This window comes from Actinomadura verrucosospora (genome assembly GCF_039540335.1).
GTDB lineage: Bacteria > Actinomycetota > Actinomycetes > Streptosporangiales > Streptosporangiaceae > Spirillospora > Spirillospora verrucosospora.
The window spans coordinates 187,734-211,044 of sequence record NZ_BAABEV010000007.1 but is presented as its reverse complement, the minus strand read 5'-3'; the positions used below and the strand labels follow the sequence as shown (position 1 = coordinate 211,044).

Below are 23,311 nucleotides of genomic sequence, written 5' to 3'. Positions count from 1 at the left end.
CGCCGTTCGCCCCGCCGTCGCCCGCCGCCGTCCCGGGCTCGTCTCAGTCCTCGCCGCCGTCGTAGGCGCTCCGCGCCCGTTCGACCTTCTCCAGGTTCTCGGCGGACCACTCCGCGAGCGCCGCGAACAGCGGCGCGAGGCTGCGGCCCAGCTCGCTGATCTCGTACTCGACGCGCGGCGGCACCTCGGGGTGGTAGGTGCGGATGACGAGCCCGTCGCGCTCCATCTGCCGCAGGCGCTGGGTCAGCACCTTCGGCGTGATCGTGGCGACGCGGCGCTGGAGCTCCACGAACCGCTGCCGCCCGTACTCGTGCAGCGTCCACAGGATCGGGGTCGTCCAGCGGCTGAACACGAGGTCGACCACCGGGGCGATCGGGCAGGCCAGCTCGGGGTCGAGCGCCTCCTCGGTCCTGGCGTCCACCATCACGGCCTCCCGGGGTAGTCACTTTCTTCTAGGTACCTACTATATCCAGGATGTTAGCTTTCCCCGTGTCGCACCGCGACGGCACCGCCCCGGCGGTGTCAACGCAGCTCAGAGGGAGAAAGCAATGATCGTTGTCATGGGCGCCACGGGGAACGTCGGGCGGCCGCTGGTGCGGGCGCTGGCCGAGGCGGGCGAGCGGGTGACGGCGGTGTCGCGCACCGACCCCGGCGACCTGCCCGCAGGCGTCGTCCACCGCGCGGCCGACCTCGCCGACCCGGAGACCCTCCGGCCCGTCCTGGACGGGGCGGACGCGCTCTTCCTGCTCGTCGCCGGCCACCTGCTCGGCACGCCCGAGGACCTGGACCCGCGCGCCGTCCTGGACGTGGTGAAGTCCGCCGGCGTGGAGCGGATCGTGCTGATGTCCTCGCAGGGCGCCGGCACGCGCCCGACGGCGCACAGCCACAGCCACCTCAAGGCGTTCGAGGACGCCGTCCGGGAGTCGGGGCTGGACTGGACCATCCTGCGGCCCGGCGGCTTCGCCAGCAACGCGTTCGCGTGGGCGGAGCCGGTCCGCGCCCACCGGGCGGCCGCCGCGCCGTTCGCCGACGTCGCGCTGCCGTTCGTCCACCCGTCCGACATCGCCGAGGTCGCGGCCGCGGCCCTGCGGGAGAGCGGGCACGAGGGCCGCGTCTACGAGCTCACCGGGCCCGCCCCGCTCACGCCGCGGGAAAGGGCGCGGACGATCGGCGACGTGCTCGGCGAGCCGGTGGCGTTCGCCGAGCAGACCCGGGAGGAGGCGCGGGCGCAGATGCTGGAGTTCATGCCCGCGCCGGTCGTCGACGGCACCCTCGACATCCTCGGCGAGCCGACCGAGGCCGAGCGCCGCGTCAGCCCCGACGTGGAGAAGGTGCTCGGCCGCCCGTCCCGCTCCTTCGCGCAGTGGGCCGGGGAGAACGTCCACGCGTTCCGCTGAGTCACCGGGACAGCGGGAGCCGGAGCACGAGGCGGGCGCCGTAGGCCCCGTCGGCGACCTCCAGGGTCCCGCCGTGGGAGAGGGCGATCTCCCGCGCGATCGGCAGGCCGAGCCCGCTGCCGCCCTTGTCGCGGCTGCGGGCCGGGTCCAGCCGGGCGAACCGCTCGAAGACGCGGTCCCGGTCGGCGAACGGGATTCCCGGGCCGTCGTCGTGCACCTCGACGACGGCCCCGTCGCCGTCCGCGCGGGCCTCGACCTCGATCTGCGCGGCGGCGTAGCGCTCGGCGTTGGCGAGCAGGTTGCGCACCGCGCGGCCGAGGCGCTGCCGGTCGCCGCCGACGACGAGGCCCGGCTCGACCTTCACCACCATCGCGACCGGCGGGCTGCGCAGCGCGGCCTCCGCCTCCACCAGCGCCCCGAGGTCGATGGGCTCCCGGGCGGGGATGTCGCCGGAGTCGAGGCGGGCGAGGACGAGGAGGTCCTCGACGATCCGGTGCAGCCGGTCGATGTCGGCCAACGAGCGGCGCAGGGTGTCGACGGCGTCGCCCTCCTCGGGGGCGGCGAGGGCCAGCTCGATGCGGGTGCGCAGCCCGGTGATCGGCGTGCGCAGCTCGTGCGAGGCGTCGGAGACGAACGAACGCCGCTGCAGGATCGCGGTCTCCAGCCGGTCGAGCAGCTCGTTCACGCGCTCGGCCAGCCGCTCCGCCTCATCGCCCGTGGCCGGGACGGCGACGCGGCCGCCCGCGTCGTCCTCGGTCAGCCTCTCCAGCTCCCGCCGGAGCCGTTCCACCGGCCGGAGCGACCCGCGCGAGGAGTGCGCCGCCCCCCACCTGGCCGCCGCGACGGCCACCGCCGCGAGAGCGGCCATGACGGCCGCGAGCACCCCGGGGCGGCCCACGCCGGCGAGCGCGTAGAGGACGGCGGCCGCCGCGCCCACCGCGGCCACCATCAGGCAGCCGAATGCGGTGTCCGTCGCCGAAGTCACACGCGTCCGCGGGAGGCGGGGCATGTGCGGCCGGACTCGCCGATCCTCGACGTTCCTGGCCGACATGTCTCCTTTGTACGTACGGACCTGCCAAAAGAGAGCAAAGGGCCTGGTCGGTGACCGCATAACCTGCCGAAAAGCGGTCATTGCCTCGACGGCCCGCCGTGCCGGGCGCCGGACATAACCCGCGAGCCCTTGGGGCGCAGGGCGACACGGGAGGCTTTGCCGCCCTTTTCACCTTCCCTAGCAGCGACAACACACTTCCCCGCCTATAAAGGAGGACGTGAAGGCGACTCCCACCGGGGGGATGGAGACATGGGCCAGAGGGGCGAGCCGGTCGTCGACCCGCAGGGGTTGAGCACGGCCCAGCGCCTGGGCGACGCGTGCGTCGTCTGCCGCAAGAGATGGCCCCGGCCGCGCGTCCGCGTCGGCCGCCTGCCGGACTCGTCCGGGGTGTTCGCGTGCGACGACTGCGCACCCGCCCCGCCGGTACCCCGCGCACGGCGGGGCCCCCGGGAGCCGCTCACGGGCGCCGGACGGACGGTGGGGGAGCCGCCGCCGGCGCGGACGGCGGCAGGCGCCGCCGTCATGGAGGTCTCTCCAGGGAGAGGGTGACCTGGGCGTTTCGGGGGGAAGCCCAGGACCACCCGTGAGGCGCGCCCGGCTGGGGGCGGTCGGGCGCGTCGGAGAGACTCTCGCGCGGACCTCAGGCCTTGGTGGCCTGGATCCAGGTCCGCGTCCACTCGGCGTAGTCGGTGCAGTCCTTCTCGCCCGAGTCGCCGCCGCACGCCTTCGACGGCGCGTGCGCGAACACGATCTTGTTGAGGTAGCCGCGGTCGCCCACGTGGTAGGCGGCGCAGAAGCCGGACTTGAGGCGGTCGCCCGAGCACGCCTGCGGGTTGGCGGGCGCGACCCCCGTCCACTCGGCGACCTGCTGCTGGACGTCCGGCGAGGCCGTCCACTGGAGCCACTGGTACATGCAGTTCGGGTGCTGGACGCGGGCGCCGATCATCCACGCGTCCATCCATCCGGTCGCGCCCTCGGACGGGATGACGCTCTGGACGGGCCGCGACGCGCGGTTCAGCACGTCAGCGTGGTAGGGCCAGGCCTGGCCGAGCACGGCCCGGCCGCCGGCGAACGCGCTGACCGCGTCGGCCGGAAGGTCCCAGTACTCCCCCACGTACCTGCGCTGCTGGGCCAGGACCCGCCCGGCCGCGGAGAGCTGCGCCGGCGTCAGCGAGTAGGGGTCGCGGATCTTGAGCTTGCGCTGCCGGCCCTTGAGGTAGAGCGCGGCCTCGGCGATCGCGAGCGGGCTGTCCCGCATGACGATCTTCCCGGAGTAGCGGCGGGCCTGTCCGGGGTCGAACAGCGCGGCCCAGCTCGTCGGCGCCTGGACGGCGCGAGTGTCGTACATCAGCAGGTTGGAGCCCCACACGTACGGCAGGCCGTAGTGCTTGCCGTCGCGTTCCAGGAGCTTGCGCAGCCTCGGTTCGAGCTTCTTGTACCCGTCCACGAGGTCGGGGTTGATCGGAACGGCCTGGTTCTCCTCGACCAGCCGCCCGGCGACCTCCGGCGGCGCGGCGACGCCGTCGTAGCGGCGGCCCCGGTCGCGCATGAGGTCGGCCATCTCCTCGGGCGTCTTGACGACCTTCAGGCCGATCTTGCAGCCGGTGCGCTCCTGGAAGGGCGTGACCCAGTCCACGCGCGGGTCGGTTCCGCCGCTCTCCACCGAGCCGGGCAGCGTGAGGAGGTTCAGCGCCCCCTCGCCGGGGCCGAGGGTGCTCACCACCTTGGCGACGCCCACCGGCTTGTCGTCCCCGCCGCTGCACGCGCCGAGCCCCGCGGCGCCGAGTGCCGCGGCCGCCGCCAGGGCCGTCGCCGCCTTGACCCGTGCCGTGGCCCTGCGCCGCATGTCGCTCCCGATCCGTGCCAGGGCCCTCCCCCTCGCGAACGGGCCCGTCGGCGCAGCGTAGCGTCTCCGCGGCGGGCGGACGCACGGACCCCGCTCGCGAACGGCGGTGCCGGACGACTCCCGCCGCCATTGCGCGGGTCGCGGCGGACGCCGACGATGCGATCGCCGGTCTCGCGGAACTTCTCATCCGTCCCGTGAGGACTTCGGCCGGAATTACCGAAGATCGCGACTCGCCTGTTTCCCGGCGGGCTTTCCCGCGGGTGACAACGGCATGACCATTACCGCACCCTCGGATGCGGATTCGGGCCGGACCGCTGGAAGGGGAGGCCGCCGGGCCCCGGAGGGACGGTGGGTGCTGGCGTCCGCGCCATACACGGAGGTTGCTGGAGAGGATATGGCGCGGGCCCGCGTCCCGTCCGGGGCCGCGGCGGCACCGGTGGGCGTGGTGGGGGTGGGGAACGGCGGATCACCCTGCGGTGCCGCCCGGCCACGCGATCACCGGTACCCGGCCGGACGGCGGCGGTGTGACGCCCTCGAGACGGAGGAGGTTCGAGGGACGCCGCACGTCCTGCCGGGGGTCGAGGGACGGCCGGACCAGGCCGCCCGGGGGCGCCGGCCCGCCGGCCGGGCGCCGCGCCGGCACGGCGCCGGCGACCACCTCGATCCGCGCGATGAGCCGCTGCGGAGTGTCGGCCTCGAGGAAGTCCCCCACGTCGCGGTCCCTGGGCGGCAGCGCCCACCAATGACCGGTGAACAGGCCGAACCAAATGGTCCAGCCCGGGAATCGCCTTCCGAGCGCGTCCACTTCGGCGGCGTGGTCGCCTGCGGTCATAGCGCGGCTCTCCTGCACATCCGGCTCCACCGGCCCGCGGCCGACGACCACGGGTTTCTTACTGCCGACCCTGACTTTTGAATTCGCTTCAATTAAGGGAGACAGTCAGATTGTGTCGCCGGACACAGACCCAGTCAATGGGGTGGAGCCATTATTCACCCGGCCACGCAGGACGGAAATTGACAACGGAAAAACGCGCTCGGTAGGTAATTCCCGCGGAGCCCTCAGCCGCTGGTGGGGAAGCCGAGGTTCACCCCGCCGTGGGACGGGTCGAGCCAGCGCGCCGTCACGGCCTTCGTCCGGGTGTAGAAGTGGACGCCCTCCATGCCGTGGGCGTGGCTGTCGCCGAACAGCGAGTCCTTCCAGCCGCCGAACGAGTAGTAGGCCATCGGCACCGGGATCGGCACGTTCACTCCGACCATGCCGACCTCCACCTCGTTCTGGAAGCGGCGCGCGGCCCCGCCGTCGTTGGTGAAGATCGCGGTCCCGTTGCCGTACGGGTTGGCGGCGATCAGTTCCATGGCCGCGTCGTAGGACCCGGCCCGCACGACCGACAGCACCGGGCCGAAGATCTCGTCCTGGTAGGCGTCCATGTCCGGGGTGACGTGGTCGAGGACGGCCGGCCCGAGCCAGAAGCCGTCGCCGGCGCCGCCCAGGACTTCCGGGTCGCGCCCGTCGACGGCGAGCGTGGCGCCCTGCGCGACGGCGCCGTCCAGATAGGACGCCACCCTGTCCCGGTGCGCCCTCGTGACGAGCGGCCCCATCTGCGCCTCGGGGTGGTCGCCCGGCCCCACCCGCAGCCCGGCGACCCGCTCCTTGATCTTGGCCGTCAGCTCGTCCCCGACCGGGTCCACGGCGACGACGACGGAGATAGCCATGCACCGCTCCCCCGCCGACCCGAATCCGGCGGACACCGCGGCGTCCGCCGCGAGGTCGAGGTCGGCGTCCGGCAGCACGAGCATGTGGTTCTTGGCCCCGCCGAGCGCCTGCACCCGCTTGCCGTTCGCGGCCGCCGTCCCGTAGATGTGGCGCGCGACCGGGGTGGAGCCGACGAAGCTGACCGCCCTGACGTCGGGATGGCGCAGCAGGCCGTCCACCGCCGCCCTGTCCCCGTGCAGGATGTTGAAGACGCCGTCCGGCAGCCCCGCCTCGGCCCACAGCTCGGCGAGCCGGACCGACGCCGACGGGTCCTTCTCGGACGGCTTGAGCACGAACGTGTTCCCGCACGCGATCGCGACGGGGAACATCCACATCGGCACCATCGCCGGGAAGTTGAACGGGGTGATCCCGGCGGCCACGCCGACCGGCTGGAGGATCGAGTAGGCGTCCACCCGCGAGGAGACGTTCTCGGAGAACCCGCCCTTGAGCAGGTGCGGGATGCCGCAGGCGAACTCGGCGACCTCCAGCCCCCGGGCGACCTCGCCGGCCGCGTCGGCGACCACCTTGCCGTGCTCGGACGAGATGAGCCGGGCGAGCTCCCCGCGGTGCGCGTCCACCAGCTCGCGGAAGCGGAACAGCACCTTCGTGCGCTGCGAGAGGGAGGCGTCCCGCCAGCCGGGGAACGCCGCCTTCGCGGCGGCGACCGCGGCGTCGACCTCCGTGTCCCCGGCGAGGTCGACGGTCCCGGCCACGCGCCCGGACGCGGGCTCGAAGATCTCGCCGCGCCGGGCGCTCTCCCCGCCGAACGGCTTCCCGCCGATCCAGTGCGTCACGTGCCTGGTCATGCGTCCTCCCGGCGAGCGGCCGTCTCCGGCCCGCCGGCGACGGCGGTCCCGTTGACGGCTTCCAGCGATGCGATCAGGATGCCGAGGCCCTCCGCGGCCTCGTCGTCGGTGAGGGTCAGCGGCGGCGCCATGCGCACCACGTTGCCGTACAGGCCGCCCTTGCCGACCAGCAGCCCCCGCTCGCGGGCGGCCTCCATCAGCGCGGCGGCGAGCGGCGGGCTCGGCTCGCCGGTCCGCGGGTCGGCCAGCTCGACCGCGAACATCAGGCCCTTGCCCCGCACGTCCGCGACGATCGGGAACCGGCCGGCCGCCGCCGACAGCCCCCCGATGATCGTCGCGCCCTGCCGGGCGGCGTTGGACCGCAGGTCGTGGTCGAGGACGTAGTCGAGCGTGGCGTTGGCCGCGGCCATCGACACCGGGTTGCCGCCGAAGGTGGAGATGCCGACCGCGTGGAGGCCGTCCATGAGGTCGCCGCGCGCGACGACGCCGCCGACCGCGAAGCCGTTGCCGAGCCCCTTGGCGAAAGTGATCACGTCCGGGGTGACGCCGTGGTCGTCGATCCCCCAGAAGCCCTGGCCCGTCCGCCCCCAGCCGGTCTGCACCTCGTCGGAGATGAACAGGATGCCGAACTCGTCGAGGACGCGCTTGTAGGCGGCGAACAGGCCGTCCGGCGGCATCGTGAAGCCGCCGACGCCCTGGATCGGCTCGGCGATGAGCGCGGCGACGTCGCCGCCGGTGGCGGTGGCCAGCACGTGCCGCAGGTCCTGCGTGCAGGCGTCGATGTACTGCTCGTCCGACATCCCGGCGAACTGCGGGAGCCGGCGGTCGGCGCCGTGCAGGAAGTGGACGTCCAGCGGGGAGTACGACAGGTTCGTCCAGCCGCGGTTCCCGGTGACGCCCGTCGCGGCGAACGACCGGCCGTGGTAGCTCTGCCGCATCGCGAGGACCTGGTCGCTGCGCCGCGCGTACGCGGCCAGCAGCAGCGCGGTCTCGTTGGCCTCCGTCCCGGAGTTGGTGAAGAACACCTTGGCGTCCGGGATGCCCGACAGCCGGGCGATCTTCTCGGCCAGCTCCACCTGCCCGCGCAGCAGGTACGCCGTGGAGGTGTGCACGACGCCGGTGGCGATCTGCCGCTCCACCGCGTCCCGGACCTCGGGCACGTCGTACCCGAGCATGTTCGTCAGGATGCCGATGAAGAAGTCGAGGTAGGAGTTCCCCTCGGCGTCGGTCACGCGGTTGCCCTTGCCGCCGACGATCTCGATGGGGTCCCGGTAGTTGAGCGCCATCCAGGACGGCATGACCGCCCGGTGGCGCCTGAGCAGGTTCGCGTGTTCCGACATGCCCCAAGTCTCGTTTCCGGCGGGCGGCCGCGGCCACCCGCAGAGTGTCAGGACCGGGCGCCTCCGCTTAACGGTCTGCTGGCGGCCGACCATCGGTAACGGCCGGATCATCGCCGCTGACACCCTGTGCGGATATCCTCGCCGTGATGCTGCCCACTGTCGACGACGTCCTCCAGCTCGACGCGGTACGCCGCGGCCAGCCGCACGTCGTCGCGGGCGCCGACCGCACCGGCAACCGGGTCCGCTGGGTGCACGTCGCCGAGGTCACCGACATCGCGCATCTGCTGCACGGCGGCGAGCTCGTCCTCACCACCGGGATCGCGCTGCCCGACGAGCCCGAGCGGCTGCGCGCCTACATCGCCGACCTCGCCGACGTCGGCGTCAGCGGCCTGATGATCGAGCTCGGCCGGCGCTACGCCAGCGTGCTGCCGCCCCCGCTGATCGCCGCGGCCGAGGAGTTCGGCCTGCCGGTGATCGTGCTGGCGCACGAGCCCGCGTTCGTCGACATCACCGAGTCGGTGCACGCCCGGATCGTCCAGGAGCAGTTCGCCGAGCTGCGCGCCTCCGAGCAGCTGCACGAGATCTTCACCCAGCTGTCGGTCGAGGGCGCCTCCACCGACGAGGTCGTCCGGCAGGTGGCGGCGCTCGGCGGGCACCCGGTGGTGCTGGAGAACCTCGCCCACCAGGTCCTCGCCGCGGACGCCGGCGGCGCCGACCCGGCCGAGCTGCTGTCGGCGTGGGAGACCCGCTCGCGGGCCGTCCGCCCCGGCCGCCGCACCGGCTACGACGAGGCGTCCGGCTGGCTGGTCACGATGGTCGGCGCGCGGGGGGAGGACTGGGGCCGGCTGATCGTCGACCTCGGCGCGCCGCCGTCCCCGCGCGAGACCGTGCTGATCGAGCGGGCCGCCACCACCCTCGCCCTCGGCCGGCTCCTCGACCGGCACGCCGAGAGCGTCGAGCGGCAGGCGCACGGGACGATCATCGCCCGCATCCTCGCGCACGCCTACTCCGACCCGCAGGAGGCGGCGGCCCGCGCCCGCGCCCTCGGCGTCCCGCTGTCCGGCCGCCGGCTGCTCGGCGCCGTGCTCCGCCACCGCGGCCCCGCGCTGTCCCGGTCCGCCCCGCCCGTCGGGGAGCTGTCGCAGCTCGCCGAGACGGCCGCGGCGGCCTGCAAGGACGCGCGCCTCGCCGCGCTCGTCGGCGTCCTGGACGAGGGCGGCCCGCACGCCCGCGTCGGCGTCCTGGCCTCCCTGCCCGCCCGCGCCGACGTGGAGACCGCGCTCACCGAGGTCGCCACCCGGATCCGCAAGCAGTCCGGCGACACCGTGATGGCCGCCGGGTCGGTGGTGGAGACGATCCGCGACGTCCGCCGCTCCTTCCTGGAGGCCGAGCAGGTCGCCGACGTCGCCGCGCGCGGCTCCGGGGCCCGCCTCTACTACCGCCTGCCCGACCTGCGCCTGCGCGGGCTGCTGCACCTCCTCCGCGACGACGCCCGCGTCCAGACCTTCGTCGAGCGCGAGCTCGGCCCGCTCCTGGAGTACGACGCCCAGCGCGGCAGCGACCTCACGCGCATCCTGGAGCTGTACCTCGAATCCGGCCGGAACAAGGCCGTCGCCGCCCAGCAGGCGCACCTCTCCCGCCCCGCCTTCTACGAGCGCCTCCGCCGCATCGAACGGGTCCTGGACGCCGATCTCGACGACGTGGAGTCGTGCGTGTCCTTCCATGTGGCGCTCCTGGCCCTGTCGTCCGTCCGCTGGGAACGTTCCTGACCGGGCCGGTGACCGGTGAAGGCCGTTCGCGGCCGGCTCCGCGCGCATACGCTTTAGCGCATGGCGGACGCGGTACTGCACGTTCATCGGTACGGGGACCCGGGCGGAGCACCGGTGGTCATGCTCCACGGGGTCTGCGGTCACGGGGCGCGCTGGCGGCGGACCGCCGAGCGGTACCTGCCGGACCGCTCCGTCCTCGCGCCCGACCTGCGCGGCCACGGGCGCTCGACGCACGAGCCGCCGTGGACGGTCGAGCGGCACGTGGCCGACGTCCTCGCGATGATGGACGCCGAGGGCGTCGAGCGGGCCGACCTCGTCGGGCATTCCTACGGCGGGATGATCGCGCTGCACCTCGCGCGGACCGCGCCGCGGCGGGTGCGGCGGCTCCTCCTGCTGGACCCGGCCATCGGGCTCGTCCCGGCGGCCGCGGGCCGGGAGGCGCGCGGACAGCTGTCCCCGGCGTCCTTCCGCGACGTCGCCGAGGCGCGGGCCGACCGGGCGGCGCGCTGGCCGGCGGCTCCGCCGGACGCCGTGGACGAGGAGGTCGCCGAGCACCTGGAGCACGGCCCGGACGGACGGCTGCGGTGGCGGTTCGAGCCGGCGGCCGCGGTGACCGCGTACTCGGAGATGGCCCGCCCCCACCTCGCGCCGCCCGCCGACGTGCCCACGCACCTGGTCATCGCGACGGCGGCCGACTTCGTCCGCCCCGAGTTCGTGGTGGACCTGCGCGCCGCGCTCGGCCCCGGCCTCGTGATCAGCGAGGTCGACGCCGGCCACATGCTCTACGTCGACCGGCCGGAGGAGACCGGGACGCTGGTCGCCGCATGGCTCAGCGCAGGCGGCGCCGACCGGTGAACGGCGGCAGGGTCAGCGGGGTGTGCAGGCCCGGCGGGGCCTCGGCCACGGCGGGGACGGCGCTGACCATGCGCAGCGCGGTCGAGGCGGCGGGGTCGTCGGCGGCGGGCCCCGCGAGGTCCATCCGCCAGGGCGGCTCGCCGTCGATCTCGACGCGGTGGCCGCCGGTCGCGCCCGGCGGCGGGGCCGGCCAGTGGGGGGCGATGTCGGCGCGCACCCGGGCGACGTGCTCGACGGTGATCACGGGACGGCCGCGCAGCAGCCCCGACACCTGGAACCGCAGGCCGGCGAGGGCCCCCTTGGCGACGCGGCCGATGTCCTCGGGCGCCGGGCACAGTTCGTAGGTCTCGGTCACCTCGTCCAGCGGAACGGCCAGGTGCTCGGCGAGGAGGCGCACGACCGGGCCCCACGCCCGCCTCGGCCCGCCCGGCCGGACGATCGGCGGACGGTGCCCGAGGGGGCCGCCGAAGCCGAGCCGGGCGCCGGCCTCGGGGTCGTCCCGGCAGGTGAACCGGGTGACCTTGACGGAGTGCACGCGCAGGCAGCCGCCGCTCAGCAGCAGCGGGAGGACGTCGTTCACCGGGCTGGGTCCGAGGGTGAGGCAGGCGGCGCCGCCGGTCGCGCACGCGGACCGGAGCCGGCGCACGAGGGCGCGGTCGGCGGACGGCGGATGGACGAGTGAGGGCAGCATGTCCGAGACCACGCCGGTGCCCGATTCCAGGATGCGGCACAGCTCCCCTGCCGCGTCCCGGGCGCGGGAGGCCGTGTGGCAGACGACATGGGGCCGCCGCGCCAGGAGCGGCGCCGGGTCCTCGGTGGCGCGGATCCCGGCCGGGCGGCCGCTTCCGGCCAGCTCGGCGGCGTCGACGCCGGCGTGCCGGGGGTCGACGGCGACGACCCCGGCGAGTTCGAGGTCCGGGTGCCCGAGCAGCGCCCTGAGCGACGATCTGCCGACGGGTCCGGTGCCCCACTGGCCGACGAGATAGGACATACCACCTCCTTTTGACCAAGCGCTCGGTCGACGCCGGCGCATTCTAGGCAGGCCCGCGCCGCCAGAACGCTCCCCTCGCGGGACGTACATCCGTGCTGGCAGGGAAGGAATGTCTGGTGACACTTCGCGCGGCGGGGCGCACGTTCGGCGTGGAGGAGGAGCTGCTCCTGGTCGACCCGGAGACGGGCGCGCCCCAGGCCCTGTCCGGCTCCGTGATCCACTACGCCCGGCGCCACGACGAGCTGTTCCTGACCGGCGGGCGGCGCTCCAAGGCGCTGGAGACCGAGCTCCAGCGCGAGCAGCTGGAGACGGCCACCCCGGTCTGCGGCTCGCTCGACGAGCTGTCCGACCACGTCCGGTCGGCGCGGATCGCGGCGGGCCAGTCCGCGGCCGGGGTGGGCGCCGCCGTCGCCGCGCTGGCGACGTCGCCGGTCAGCGTCCGCCCCTCGCTCACCCCGTCGCACCGCTACCTGCGGATGGCCGACGCCTTCGGCCCCACCGCCGACGAGCAGCTCACCTGCGGCTGCCACGTGCACGTCGGCATCGAGTCCCCCGAGGAGGGCGCCGCCGTCCTCGACCGGATCCGGCCGTGGCTGCCGCCGCTGCTCGCGCTCAGCGCGAACTCCCCGTTCTGGCAGGGCGCCGACACGGGCTCCGACAGCTGGCGGCACCAGGTCTGGGGCCGCTGGCCCTCCAGCGGCCCGACCGAGCTGTTCGGCTCGGCGAGCGCGTACCGGACGGCGGTGGACGCGCTGCTCGCGACCGGGGTCCTGGTGGACGAGGGCATGATCTATTTCGACGCCCGGCTGTCGCGGCACTACCCGACGGTCGAGATCCGCGTCGCGGACGTGTGCCTGGACGCCGACGACGCCGTTCTGCAGGGTGCGCTGGTGCGGGCGCTGGTCGACACCGCCGCGGACGCGTGGCGGCGGAGCGAGCCGCCCGACCCGGTGCGCACGGACCTGGTGCGCCTGGCCATGTGGCGGGCCGGGCGCTCCGGCCTGCGCGGCGAGCTCGTGCACCCGCGCACCCACACGGCCGCCCCCGCCCGCGAGGTGGTGGCCGCGCTCGTCGAGCACCTGGCCCCCGCGCTCGACCGCGCGGGCGATCTCGACACCGTCGCCAAGCTCCTCGGCGGCGTGCTGGAACGCGGGAACGGAGCCCGGTTCCAGCGCGCCGCCTACTCCCGTGCCGGCGATCTGAGGACCGTGGTCACCGCCGCCGTCCAGCGGACGATGGCGGTCTGACCGGCCCGCGGCCCGGTTCGGAAACGGCCCCCAGCGGTCCCCGGGGACCGCTGGGGCGCGGCCCCCGCGGCGGGCGGTCAGCCCGCCTGGCGCCGCTGGAAGGGGAGGTAGCGGTCGGCGCGCCGGTGCCGGGCGAGCAGGCCGGTGGACTCGACCGCGAGGATGCGGTCGAAGCGGAAGGCGCGCACGCCGCGGCGCATGCGGCACCAGCCGACGAGGTACCAGTGGTCGCGGTGCACCAGGCAGGTGACCGGCTCGACCTCGCGGATCGTGACGTTGGCGCCGGCGTCGCCGTAGCAGAGCCGGACGACGCGGTGCTCGGTGATGGCGGCGGCGACCACGCGGGCGCGGTCGGAGGTGGAGGCGTCCAGGGGCGTGGTGAGGGTGGCGAGCGTGGTGGTGACCACGTCGTCGTGCGGAGCGGCGTCGAGGAGGATGTGCAGGGCGCGGCGCGCGGTGGTGGCCTGCGGGCCGGTGCCGAGGTGCGCGAGCGAGAGCGCGAGGGCGGCGATCTCCGCCGCCGTGAGCGCGGCCGGCGCGGTGGGCGCGGTCTGGGGGTGCGTCGCAACGTTCGCCATGGTTCGATCATACGTTCGAACACTGACATTTTGCAGGCCCGCGCGGGGAGTCGCCGCCTTCGCGGTGCGGCCGGGGTCCGTCGGGCGCGGTGATCGGCCCCGCGCTTGAGAAGGCGGCCTCGCATGGTGAAAACTGGCCCCGGAAACGTGCCTATTCGGGGGAATCAGGGGCGAACATGGGCCAGACGTGGATCAGCGTTGAGTGAGCCGCGCCTGGACCGGCCTCCGATGAGCCGGGACGAGGCGGACCGGGTGCTCGCGCGCCTCCGGGAGGAGAGGGAACGGATCGGCGCGGCCCTGCTGGACCTGGAGGCCCACCAGGGGTACCAGTTGCTCGAAGGCGCGGCACTGCGGGGCGCGACGCTGCGCGTGCAGTCCGACGTGCGGTCGCGGACGGCGTCCCTGTGGCTGCTGTTCGACCTGCACGGGCGCGTCCTGTCCGCCGCCGAGGAGCTGCGGGCCCGCCACGGCAGGCCCGGTCAGGCGCAGCTCGCCGAGCTCACCCGCCTCCTGGAGGGGCCGTCGGTGGAGCTGCCCGCGGCTGAGGTGCCGCTTGAGCGGCGGACGCTGCTGGCCGTCCCGTCCGGCGAAAGGCTGACGCCGCGCGCGGCGGTCGACCGGATGACGCCGCTCTACGAGGAGGTCGCGCGGGCGGTCGCCGCGCTCGACGCGGTCTGGTCGACGCTGCTGTCGCGGCTGGCCGAGGTCGAGGCCGAGCGGCGGGCGGCTGAGGAGCTGCTGGAGTCGGCCGGCGGCGCGGACCCCGCCTTCGAGCGGCTGCGCGACGAGCTGGAGACCGTCGCCGCGACCGTGCGCGCCGACCCGCTCGCGCTGGCGCGGGACGGCCACGCCGACACCGCGCGGCTGGACGCGATCCGCTCCGGCCTCGCCGAGGTGCGCCGCGGCCTGGAGGAGGCGGAGCGGCTGCGCGAGGGGTTCGCCGCCCGGATCCGCGGCGTCGCCGCCGTCCTGGACCTGGTGCGCGAGGCCGAGGCCGAGGCGAGCTCCGCCCGCGACGAGGTCCTCGCCAAGATCACCGCGCCCGCGCTGCCGGACCCGCCCGACTCCTCCGCCGCCCTCGCCGACCGCCTCGCCGCCGTCACCCGGCCCGAGCCGGGCGCGGCCGCGCGGGGCGGGGGCTGGCGCGAGACCGCGCGGCGGGTCGCCGACCTGGAACGCGCCGCGGACGCGGCGCTGGCGCGGGCACGCGAGACCACCGGCCTGATCCGGGGCCTGCTGGACCGGCGCGAGGAGCTGCGCGGCCGCCTGCAGGCCTACCGGGCGAAGGCCGCGCGGCTCGGCCACGCCGAGGACGCCGAACTGGCCCGGTCCTACGAGCAGGCACGCGAGCTGCTGTGGACCTCTCCCTGCGATCTGCGGAAGGCCACCGTGGCCCTGAACGCGTACCAGCGGGCCGTCACCTCGCGAGCGAAGGGAGCGGACCGATGAGCCAGTGCGCGCAGCCAGGCTGCGGCGGGACGATCGCGGACGGCTACTGCGACGTCTGCGGCAACCCACCGGCGGCGTCCGCGCCCGCGCCGGCTCCGGCCGCCGCGCCGAGCGTCCCGGCCCCGCGCCCGCCCGCCGAGCGGCCCGACCAGTGCCACCAGGCCGGCTGCGCCGGCACGATCATGGACGGTTACTGCGACGTGTGCGGCTCACCGCCCGCGTACACCGCCCGCGTCCAGGCCGCCGCGAGCGCGTCCGGCGGCTCGGGCGCGTCGGCGGCCACGGGAGCGTCGGGCAGCACGGCGACCGGCAGCACCCGGACGGGCAGCACCCGCACCGGGTCGGCCCGCTCCTCCGGCCGCCGCGGCATGCTCGGCGCCGGGCTCGTCGAGGTGCCGCGCGTCCCCTACCGGGACCCGTCCAGCGCGGTGATGAGCGACCCGCAGGTCGCGGAGGCCAAGCGGTACTGCAGCGGCTGCGGCGAGCCCGTCGGCCGCGGGCGCGGCGACCGCCCGGGCCGCACGGAGGGCTTCTGCCCCAAGTGCGGCGCCCGCTTCTCCTTCACCCCCAAGCTCGTCCCGGGCGACCTCGTCGGCGGCCAGTACAGCGTGCTCGGCTGCCTCGCCCACGGCGGGCTCGGCTGGATCTACCTGGCCCAGGACAAGAACGTCAGCGACCGCTGGGTGGTCCTGAAGGGCCTGCTCGACAGCGGCGACGCCGACGCGATGGCCGCGGCGGCGGCCGAGCGCGCGTTCCTCGCGGAGGTCGAGCACCCCAACATCGTCAAGATCTACAACTTCGTCCAGCACGGCGGCGACGGCTACATCGTCATGGAGTACGTGGGCGGGGAATCGCTCAAGGACATCCTGCTGCGGCAGCCGCTGCCGGCCGGCCAGAAGCACCTGCCGCTCGCGCAGGCCATCGCCTACGGGCTGGAGGTGCTGCGGGCGTTCGAGTACCTGCACGCCCAGGGGCTCGTCTACTGCGACTTCAAGCCGGACAACGTGATCCAGTCCGAGGAGCAGCTCAGGCTGATCGACCTCGGCGGGGTGCGGCGGCTGGACGACCCGGACGGCGCGATCTACGGCACGGTCGGCTACCAGGCCCCCGAGATCGCCGACGCGGGCCCCTCGGTGTCCTCCGACCTCTACACGGTCGGCCGGGCGCTCGCCGTGCTGAGCTTCCCGTTCAAGGGCTACACCCGGGGGTTCGCCGACTCGCTGCCGCCGCGCGAGGAGATACCCGTCCTCCAGCGGTTCGAGTCCTACGACCGGCTGCTGCGCCGCGCGACGCACCGGGAGCCGACCGCGCGCTTCCAGGACGCGGCGGAGATGGCCGAGCAGCTCACCGGCGTCCTGCGCGAGGTGCTGGCGGCCGAGGACGGCGTCCCGCGCCCCGCCCCGTCCGGGCTGTTCGGCCCGGAGCGGTTCACGACGCGGATGGCGGGCGAGGCGCGGGAGGAGGCGGCGCTGCCGCCCGTCCCGCCGCCGGTCGCCGCGGCGGCGCTGCCGGTTCCGCTCGTGGACGGCGCCGACCCCGCGGCCGCGTTCGTGTCCGGGCTCGGCGCGCTGGAGCCCGCGCAGGCCGCCGAGGCGGCGGCGAACGCTCCCGAGAGCACGCCCGAGGTCAGGCTGGCGCTCGCCCGCGCCAGGATCGAGCTCGGCGCGGCCGACGAGGCCGACGAGCTGCTCGACGCGCTCGCCGCGGAGCGCCCCTCCGACTGGCGGGTGGGCTGGTACCGCGCGGTCGGGCTGCTCGCGCGGGGCCGGGTGGACGAGGCCGCGCCGCTGTTCGACCGGCTGTACGGGCTGCTGCCCGGCGAGGCCGCCCCCAAGCTGGCCCTCGCCTACTGCCGCGAGCGGTCGGCGCCGCACGACGCCGTCCGCCTGTACGAGACGGTGTGGCGCACCGACCAGAGCTACATCAACGCCGCCTTCGGCCTCGCCCGCGTGCATCTGGCGGCGGGCGACCGCCGCGCCGCCGTCGCCGCGCTCGACTCGGTGCCGAAGATCTCCATCCGGTACGTGCCCGCGCAGGTCGCGGCCGTCGTGACGGCGGTGCGCGACCGTCCCCCCGCCGAGCTGACGGCGGCCGAGCTGGTCGCCGCCGGTCACCGGCTCGCCGCCCTCGACCTGGACGCCGAGCGCCGCGACAGGCTCACCGCCGAGGTGCTGGAGGCCGCGCTCGGCTGGATCCTGGCGGGTCCCGGCACGGCTGCCGGGACGCAGGGCGGCTCCCTGTTCGGCGCCGCGCTCGCTGAGGGCCCGCTGCGCCGCCTTCTGGAAGGGACATACCGGGAGCTGGCACGCCGCACCCGAGACAGGGACGAGTGCCGCCGGCTCGTCGACTCCGCCAACGCCGTACGCCCGAGGACGCTGCTGTGACCGACGACCACACCCGAGCCGACGACACCGCCGGTACCGAACCCCCCGGAACCGGCACGGCCGGGACGGACCAGGGGAAGGCGGCCGAGCTCGCCTGCCCCGCCTGCGGCGCCGTGGTGTTCGCCGAGGAGATCTTCTGCGAGGAGTGCGGGCACCGGCTCGCCGACGGCCCGCCCGCCGCGGCCACCGGGCGCGACGGCGCCACGATCAGGCAGGAGTCCGCGCCGTCCGCCCGGCGGGCGGACCGGGCGGGCCCGTGCCCCGGATGCGGCGGGACGGCGATCGACGCCGACGGCTACTGCGAGACGTGCGGCCTGCGCCAGCCGGCCGCACGCGACCACGTCGAGATCGAGCTGCCGGCCGCGTCCGGCGGCAACGGCACCCGCCCGGTCGTCGCGGCGGGCGCGAGCGACCGCGGCCGCCGCTACAGCCGCAACGAGGACGCGCTGGCCCTCGCCGCGCACCTGTCCGGCGTCGCGGCGGTCGTGTCCGACGGCGTCGGGTCCTCGCAGCGTCCCGACGAGGCCTCCCGCGCCGCGGCCGACACCGGCCTCGGCGAGCTGGTGGCGCGGCTCGACGCCGGGGAGGACGCCGAGGACGCCACCCGTCACGCGGCGCTGCGCGCGGCCGCCGCCGTCGCCGCGCTCGCCACCTCGCCGTCCGACGCGCCGTCGTGCACCTACGTGTCCGCGGTGACGCGCGGCCCGGCGGTCACGGTCGGCTGGATCGGGGACAGCCGCGCCTACTGGCTGGCCGCGGACGGCTCCGGCGGGTCCGGCGAGGACGCCGCGGCGGGGCCCGCGCCCGACGAGATCGACGGGGCCGAGGTCAGCACCGGCGACATGGCCGAGCTCGGCGCGTCCCGCCGGCTCACCGAGGACGACTCGTGGGCCGCGTTCATGGTCGCCGAGGGGTCGCTGACCGAGGCGGAGGCGGAGGCGCACCCGAACGCGCACGTCATCACCGCGTGGCTGGGCGCCGACGCCGGGCAGGTCAACCCGCACGTGGCGACGTTCCGGCCGGGCGGTCCGGGCACGCTGCTGGTGTGCAGCGACGGGCTCTGGAACTACTTCCCGGCCGCCGCCGACCTGGCGGCCCTGCTGTCCGGCCCCGGCGGCGAGTCGCCGGGCCCGGCGGCCGACCCGCTCGGCGCCGCGCGGACGCTGGTGAGCCGCGCGCTGGAGGCCGGCGGCCGCGACAACATCACCGTCGCCGTGATCCCGGTCCCCTCCCCCGGCGGCTCCGGCGGCCGCGTCCACGAGAGCATCCCCCAGAGCACGGAGGAGCCCCGATGAGGGAGCCGCAGTTCAGCATCACCGTCGACCAGAACAAGTACCTGCCCGAGGGCGGCCGCGAGGTGCACGCCATCGTGTCCGTCGAGGCGGACGCGGGCGAGGGCGCCCCCGTCCCGTCCTCGACCCGGGCGTCCGAGGTCGTCATCATCGACACCTCCGGCTCGATGTCCTTCCCCGAGACCAAGCTGCGCGCGGCGATCGCGGCCGCGCAGGTCGCGGTCGACACGCTGCGCGACGGCGTGGAGTTCGCCGTCGTCTCCGGTTCCAACACGGCCAAGATGGTCTTCCCCCGGCACCAGGGGACGGTCCCGGCGACGCCGGAGACCCGCGCGGAGGCCAAGCACGCGCTGAGCCTGCTGAGGGCGGTCGGCGGCACCGCGATCGGATCATGGCTGCGGCTGGCCGACGACCTCTTCGGCGGCCGCGACGGCATCCGGCACGCGATCCTGCTGACCGACGGCAAGAACCAGCACGAGACGGCGGAGGAGCTCGACGCGGCCCTCGCCCGCTGCGGCGGGCGCTTCGTCTGCGACTGCCGCGGCGTCGGCACCGACTGGGAGGTCGCCGAGCTGCGCAAGGTCGCCTCCGCGCTGCTCGGCGGCGTCGGCATGGTGGCCGACCCGGCCGGGCTGGTCGAGGACTTCCGCGCCATGACGGAGGCGGCGATGGGCAAGTCCGTCGCCGACGTCGCCCTGCGCGTGTGGACGCCGCAGACGGCGCGGCTCCGGTTCGTCAAGCAGGTCTCGCCGTCGGTGGAGGACCTCACCGGCAAGCGCGCGGAGTCGGCGCCGCAGGCCGGCGACTACCCGCTCGGCGCGTGGGGCGCCGAGAGCCGCGACTACCACATCTGCGTCGAGGTGCCGCCGGGCGAGGTCGGCAAGGAGCTGCGCGCCGCGTGGGTGAAGCTCGTCGTGCCGGGCGCGCCGGGCGAGGAGGCGCGCGTCGTCGCGACCGCGAACGTCCTCGCCGAGTGGACCGACGACGAGGCGAAGTCCACCCGCATCAACCCGCGGGTGGCGGGCTACACCGGGCAGGCGGAGCTGGCCGCGGCGATCCAGGAGGGCCTGCAGGCCCGCAAGGACGGCGACCTCGACACCGCGACGGCGCGGCTCGGCCGGGCCGTGGTGCTCGCGGGCGAGGCCGGCAACGACGAGATCACCGCGATGCTCCGCAAGGTGGTGGACGTCGTGGACGAGGCGAGCGGCACCGTCCGGCTGAAGCGCGACGTCAACAAGGCCGACGAGATGGAGCTCGACACGCGCTCCAGCAAGACGGTCCGGACCCGCAAGGACGAGACGGTGACCACCAGGAGGGGCGAGAGCTGACCATGGCGAGCTGCCCCAGCGGACACACCTCGCAGGCGCAGGACTACTGCGACGTCTGCGGCGAGCGCATCGAGGGCGCCCCCACCGGCGCGGCCCCCCTCCCGTCCGGCCCGCAGCCGTCGCCGGGCGGGACTCCGTGCCCCGACTGCGGGACGCCCAGCACCGACCGCTTCTGCGAGGCGTGCGGCTACGACTTCGCCATCGGCGGCGGCAGGCCCACGCCGGAGCCCGAGCCCGCGGCTCCGCCGGAGCCCGAACCCGCGGTGCCCGTCCCGTCCGGACCGGGCACGGCGCAGCGCGGGCCGTCGGATCCGCGGCGTCCGCCCTCGCCTCCCGTGCCGGCCCCGCCCGTTCCGGCCCCTCCGGTGCCAGCGCCGCCCGTCCCCGCTCCCCCGGTCCCGGCCCCGCCCGTCCCCGCGCCGCCGGCGCCCGGGGCGGTGTGGACGGCGGTCGTGAGCGCCGACCGCGAGTACTACAGCACGGTCATCGCCGAAGAGGGCCCCGACTCGGCGTCCCTGGCGTTCCCCCCGTACGCGCCCGAGCGGCGGATCCCGCTCTCCGGGCAGCAGGTCCGCATCGGGCGGCGCAGCTCGTCGCAGCCGTCCCCGCCCGAGATCGACCTGCGCGAGCCGCCCGAGGACCCCGGCGTCTCCCACGTCCACGCGGTGCTGCTGGCGAAGCCCGACGGCACCTGGACGCTGGTCGACCCCGGCTCGACCAACCGCACCTGCGTGAACGGCTCCACCGACCCCATCCCGTACAACGTGGAGGTCCCGGTCTCCGAGGGCGACCGGATCCACTTGGGCGCCTGGACCACCATCACGCTCACCCGAGGCGAGGCGACATGACGGCCGTCCAGCAGTCCCCGCCGGCGGGGCGACCGGCCCCCGCCGCGCAGCCGTCGCCGCCCTCCCGGGAGGGCGGCGGCACGCGCCCCGGGACGGGCGGCGAGGCCCCGTCCGGTCTCGCGCGACTGCTCCCCCGCACCGTCGCGTCCCGCGTCAGGACGCTGACCGCGCTGTCGCTCGTGCTGCTGGTGGCGCTGCTCGGCGTCGGCTGGGCGGCGATCGCGAACGCCCGCGAGGGCGTGCGCGTCATCGGGCACGACGCGGGCCCGCAGGTCGTCGCCACCGGCGACCTGTACTTCCAGCTCTCCGACATGGACGCGCAGCTCGCCGACGCACTGCTGATCGGCGACGCGGCGGGCGGCGGACGCGAGCAGGCGCTCGCCCGCTACGACCAGAACCGCCGCAAGGCCGGCGACGCCCTGCTGAAGGCCGCGAAGCTCGCGGACGAGACGACCGAGAACAACACGGCCCGGGACCTGCTGGACGCGCTCGCCCGCTACGAGCGCCTCGCCGGGCAGGCCCTGCTGCTGGACCGGCAGTCCCCGCACGCGTCCGGGCCGCCGTCGCAGAAGGTCGTCGAGCTGTACCGGCAGGCGACCGACCTGATGAAGCTGGACCTGCTGCCGAAGGCCTACAACCTGACGCTCGACAACGGCACCCTCGTCCGGCACACCTACGAGGACAAGCGCTCGGCGGTCCTCCTCGGACGCACGGGCGTCCTCGCCACGGGCCTGGTCCTCCTGGCCGTCCTCCTCGGGTTCCAGCTCTACCTGGCCCGGCGGTTCCGGCGGCTGCTCAACGTGCCGCTCGCGCTGGCGACGCTCGGCACGCTCGCCCTGGTCGCGGCCGGGACCCTCATGCTCACCGGCCAGGCGAACCATCTGCGCCAGGCCAAGGAAGAGGGCTTCGACTCGATCCTCGGGCTCTCGCGGACGCGCGCAATCAGCAACAGCGCGAACGCCGACGAGACCCGGTTCCTGCTCGACCCCGGGCGGGCCGACGCCTACGAGCAGGTCTACCTGAGCAAGTCGCAGACCGTCCTGTACCTGAAGGCCGGCAATCTGACCCAGTACAACGCGGCCGTCCAGAAGGACCTGTCCTTCGAACCCGGCCGCGTGAAGTTCCTCGGCTTCCTCGGAGCCGAGGCCGACCGGCCGGTCCAGTCGGCCCGGCAGAAGGCGCAGCTCACGGACGTCATGAACAGGGTGCTCGCCGACTACCAGAAGGCCCAGGCCAACGACCGCCGGATGCGCGACCTCGTCGACCGGGGACAGCGCGACGAGGCGGTCGCCGCCCGCGGCGCGGCCGCCGCCGACTTCACCCGGTACGACCGCTCCCTGCAGGCGCTGGTCGCCATCCACAGGAAGGCGTTCGACGAGGCCGTGAAGGACGGGGACGGAGGCACGAGCGGCTGGTACGCGGTGCTGCCCGCCGCGGGCGCCGTCATCGCCGCGCTCGTCCTCGCCGGCGTGCGCCCCCGCCTGGCCGAGTACCGGTGGTCGAAGTGAGGGCGCGGAGCATCGCGGCGGCGCTCCTCACGGCCGCGGCCGTCCTCGGCGCGGGGACGGCGTGCGGGATCGCCGACGCCGGAGAGGACTCCGTCGCCGGAAAGGACGCGCTCGTCATCGGCGTCAACGGCGACCAGCCGGGACTCGGCGAACGCCAGGGCGACGGGTCGTTCACCGGATTCGACGTCGACATCGCCAAAGAGATCGCCCGGCGGATGGGCGTGGGCCCGGGCGACGTGACGTTCAGGCGGGTGACATCGGCGACCCGCGAGAAAATGCTCCAGGACGGCGACGTCGACCTCGTGGTGGCCAGCTATTCCATCACGCCGGAACGCAAGGTGAAGGTGTCGTTCGCGGGTCCCTACTATGTGGCCCACCAGGACATTCTCGTCCGCAGGTCCGAGGCCCGCGCCATCCGGAACATCGACGACCTGAAAGGGCGGCGGCTCTGCCGCGTGCCCGGGTCGGTGTCGTTCCCGCGCGTCCACGACGAGCAGGGCGTCGCCGCGCTCCCGGTCGAGGCGAGCGGGTACGCCGGCTGCCTCACCGCGCTCACCGGGGGCCGGCTCGACGCGGTCTCGACCGACGACCTGATCCTCGCGGGCCTCGCGGCGAAGGCGGCCGGCGGCGGTCTCACGCTCGTCAACGCCCCGTTCACCGACGAGCCCTACGGCGTCGGCATCAGGAAGGGCGACGTCGACGGCTGCGAGGCGGTCAACAAGGCGATCACGCGGATGTACCAGGACGGCACCGCGCCGCGGCTGCTGGACAAGTGGTTCCGCCCCGCCGGGTTGAAGGCCACCACCACCGTCCCGCAATTCGAGGGCTGCGTCTGAGAATTCGTCACCCAGCGCACGGAAGGCGTCACGGAA

At 75.1% G+C, this 23,311-nt stretch carries 19 protein-coding genes; 11 read left to right on the top strand and 8 right to left on the bottom strand.

Going from position 1 to position 23,311, the window contains the following annotated elements:
- Nucleotides 1–43 precede the first annotated feature (43 nt).
- Complete coding sequence (locus ABD944_RS11240) at nt 44–424, bottom strand: winged helix-turn-helix transcriptional regulator (RefSeq protein ID WP_345175098.1); 381 nt, start codon at nt 422–424, stop codon at nt 44–46.
- A 124-nt stretch (nt 425–548) separates the two neighbouring features.
- On the opposite strand from ABD944_RS11240, the gene ABD944_RS11235 reads away from it, so the two are divergent.
- Entirely contained in the window at nt 549–1,397 is an 849-nt protein-coding gene (locus ABD944_RS11235; RefSeq protein WP_345175097.1) for an NAD(P)H-binding protein, read from the top strand.
- Between the two features lies 1 nt (nt 1,398).
- Here ABD944_RS11235 and ABD944_RS11230 read toward each other — a convergent pair whose 3' ends face one another.
- From ABD944_RS11230 to ABD944_RS11205, 5 genes are all read right to left on the bottom strand, one after another.
- Entirely contained in the window at nt 1,399–2,382 is a 984-nt protein-coding gene (locus ABD944_RS11230; RefSeq protein ID WP_345175096.1) for a sensor histidine kinase, read from the bottom strand.
- Between the two features lie 706 nt (nt 2,383–3,088).
- On the bottom strand, nt 3,089–4,294 hold the full coding sequence (locus ABD944_RS11220) for an ABC transporter substrate-binding protein (RefSeq protein WP_345175092.1): 1,206 nt from the start codon (nt 4,292–4,294) through the stop codon (nt 3,089–3,091).
- A 466-nt stretch (nt 4,295–4,760) separates the two neighbouring features.
- A complete protein-coding gene (locus tag ABD944_RS11215; RefSeq protein ID WP_345175090.1) occupies nt 4,761–5,126 on the bottom strand; it encodes a hypothetical protein in 366 nt (121 codons plus the stop codon).
- Between the two features lie 224 nt (nt 5,127–5,350).
- Nucleotides 5,351–6,850, bottom strand: coding sequence for a CoA-acylating methylmalonate-semialdehyde dehydrogenase (locus ABD944_RS11210; RefSeq protein ID WP_345175088.1), 1,500 nt, complete (start codon nt 6,848–6,850; stop codon nt 5,351–5,353).
- Entirely contained in the window at nt 6,847–8,190 is a 1,344-nt protein-coding gene (locus ABD944_RS11205; RefSeq protein ID WP_345175087.1) for an aspartate aminotransferase family protein, read from the bottom strand. The genes ABD944_RS11210 and ABD944_RS11205 overlap by 4 nt, the downstream gene beginning before the upstream one ends.
- A gap of 146 nt (nt 8,191–8,336) precedes the next feature.
- Here ABD944_RS11205 and ABD944_RS11200 point away from each other — a divergent pair, with 146 nt between their 5' ends.
- Nucleotides 8,337–9,959, top strand: a complete 1,623-nt coding sequence (locus ABD944_RS11200) for a PucR family transcriptional regulator (RefSeq protein ID WP_345175085.1) — start codon at nt 8,337–8,339, stop codon at nt 9,957–9,959.
- A gap of 60 nt (nt 9,960–10,019) precedes the next feature.
- On the top strand, nt 10,020–10,814 hold the full coding sequence (locus tag ABD944_RS11195; protein WP_345175083.1) for an alpha/beta fold hydrolase: 795 nt from the start codon (nt 10,020–10,022) through the stop codon (nt 10,812–10,814).
- On the opposite strand, the gene ABD944_RS11190 is transcribed toward ABD944_RS11195, so the two are convergent.
- On the bottom strand, nt 10,789–11,805 hold the full coding sequence (locus ABD944_RS11190; protein WP_345175081.1) for an NAD(P)H-dependent amine dehydrogenase family protein: 1,017 nt from the start codon (nt 11,803–11,805) through the stop codon (nt 10,789–10,791). The genes ABD944_RS11195 and ABD944_RS11190 overlap by 26 nt on opposite strands.
- Before the next feature lie 116 nt (nt 11,806–11,921).
- Between ABD944_RS11190 and ABD944_RS11185 the strand changes: the two genes are divergently transcribed.
- Complete coding sequence (locus tag ABD944_RS11185) at nt 11,922–13,052, top strand: glutamate--cysteine ligase (RefSeq protein WP_345175079.1); 1,131 nt, start codon at nt 11,922–11,924, stop codon at nt 13,050–13,052.
- Nucleotides 13,053–13,129: 77 nt separating this feature from the next.
- Here ABD944_RS11185 and ABD944_RS11180 read toward each other — a convergent pair whose 3' ends face one another.
- Entirely contained in the window at nt 13,130–13,630 is a 501-nt protein-coding gene (locus tag ABD944_RS11180) for a helix-turn-helix transcriptional regulator (protein ID WP_345175077.1), read from the bottom strand.
- Nucleotides 13,631–13,828: 198 nt separating this feature from the next.
- Here ABD944_RS11180 and ABD944_RS11175 point away from each other — a divergent pair, with 198 nt between their 5' ends.
- From ABD944_RS11175 to ABD944_RS11145, 7 genes are read left to right on the top strand one after another with little or no spacing between them, the layout of a single operon-like run.
- Nucleotides 13,829–15,079 carry a hypothetical protein gene (locus ABD944_RS11175; protein ID WP_345175076.1) on the top strand — a complete coding sequence of 417 codons (1,251 nt, stop codon included), beginning with the start codon at nt 13,829–13,831 and terminating at the stop codon, nt 15,077–15,079.
- Nucleotides 15,076–17,463, top strand: coding sequence for a serine/threonine-protein kinase (locus tag ABD944_RS11170; RefSeq protein WP_345175074.1), 2,388 nt, complete (start codon nt 15,076–15,078; stop codon nt 17,461–17,463). The genes ABD944_RS11175 and ABD944_RS11170 overlap by 4 nt, the downstream gene beginning before the upstream one ends.
- Nucleotides 17,460–18,758 carry a protein phosphatase 2C domain-containing protein gene (locus ABD944_RS11165; RefSeq protein WP_345175072.1) on the top strand — a complete coding sequence of 433 codons (1,299 nt, stop codon included), beginning with the start codon at nt 17,460–17,462 and terminating at the stop codon, nt 18,756–18,758. Before ABD944_RS11170 ends, ABD944_RS11165 begins: the two co-directional genes overlap by 4 nt.
- On the top strand, nt 18,755–20,083 hold the full coding sequence (locus ABD944_RS11160; RefSeq protein ID WP_345175069.1) for a vWA domain-containing protein: 1,329 nt from the start codon (nt 18,755–18,757) through the stop codon (nt 20,081–20,083). The genes ABD944_RS11165 and ABD944_RS11160 overlap by 4 nt, the downstream gene beginning before the upstream one ends.
- A gap of 2 nt (nt 20,084–20,085) precedes the next feature.
- Nucleotides 20,086–20,931, top strand: coding sequence for an FHA domain-containing protein (locus ABD944_RS11155; RefSeq protein ID WP_345175067.1), 846 nt, complete (start codon nt 20,086–20,088; stop codon nt 20,929–20,931).
- On the top strand, nt 20,928–22,439 hold the full coding sequence (locus ABD944_RS11150; protein ID WP_345175065.1) for a hypothetical protein: 1,512 nt from the start codon (nt 20,928–20,930) through the stop codon (nt 22,437–22,439). The genes ABD944_RS11155 and ABD944_RS11150 overlap by 4 nt, the downstream gene beginning before the upstream one ends.
- Nucleotides 22,427–23,275, top strand: a complete 849-nt coding sequence (locus tag ABD944_RS11145; RefSeq protein ID WP_345175063.1) for a glutamate ABC transporter substrate-binding protein — start codon at nt 22,427–22,429, stop codon at nt 23,273–23,275. The genes ABD944_RS11150 and ABD944_RS11145 overlap by 13 nt, the downstream gene beginning before the upstream one ends.
- The last annotated feature ends 36 nt before the right edge of the window (nt 23,276–23,311 follow it).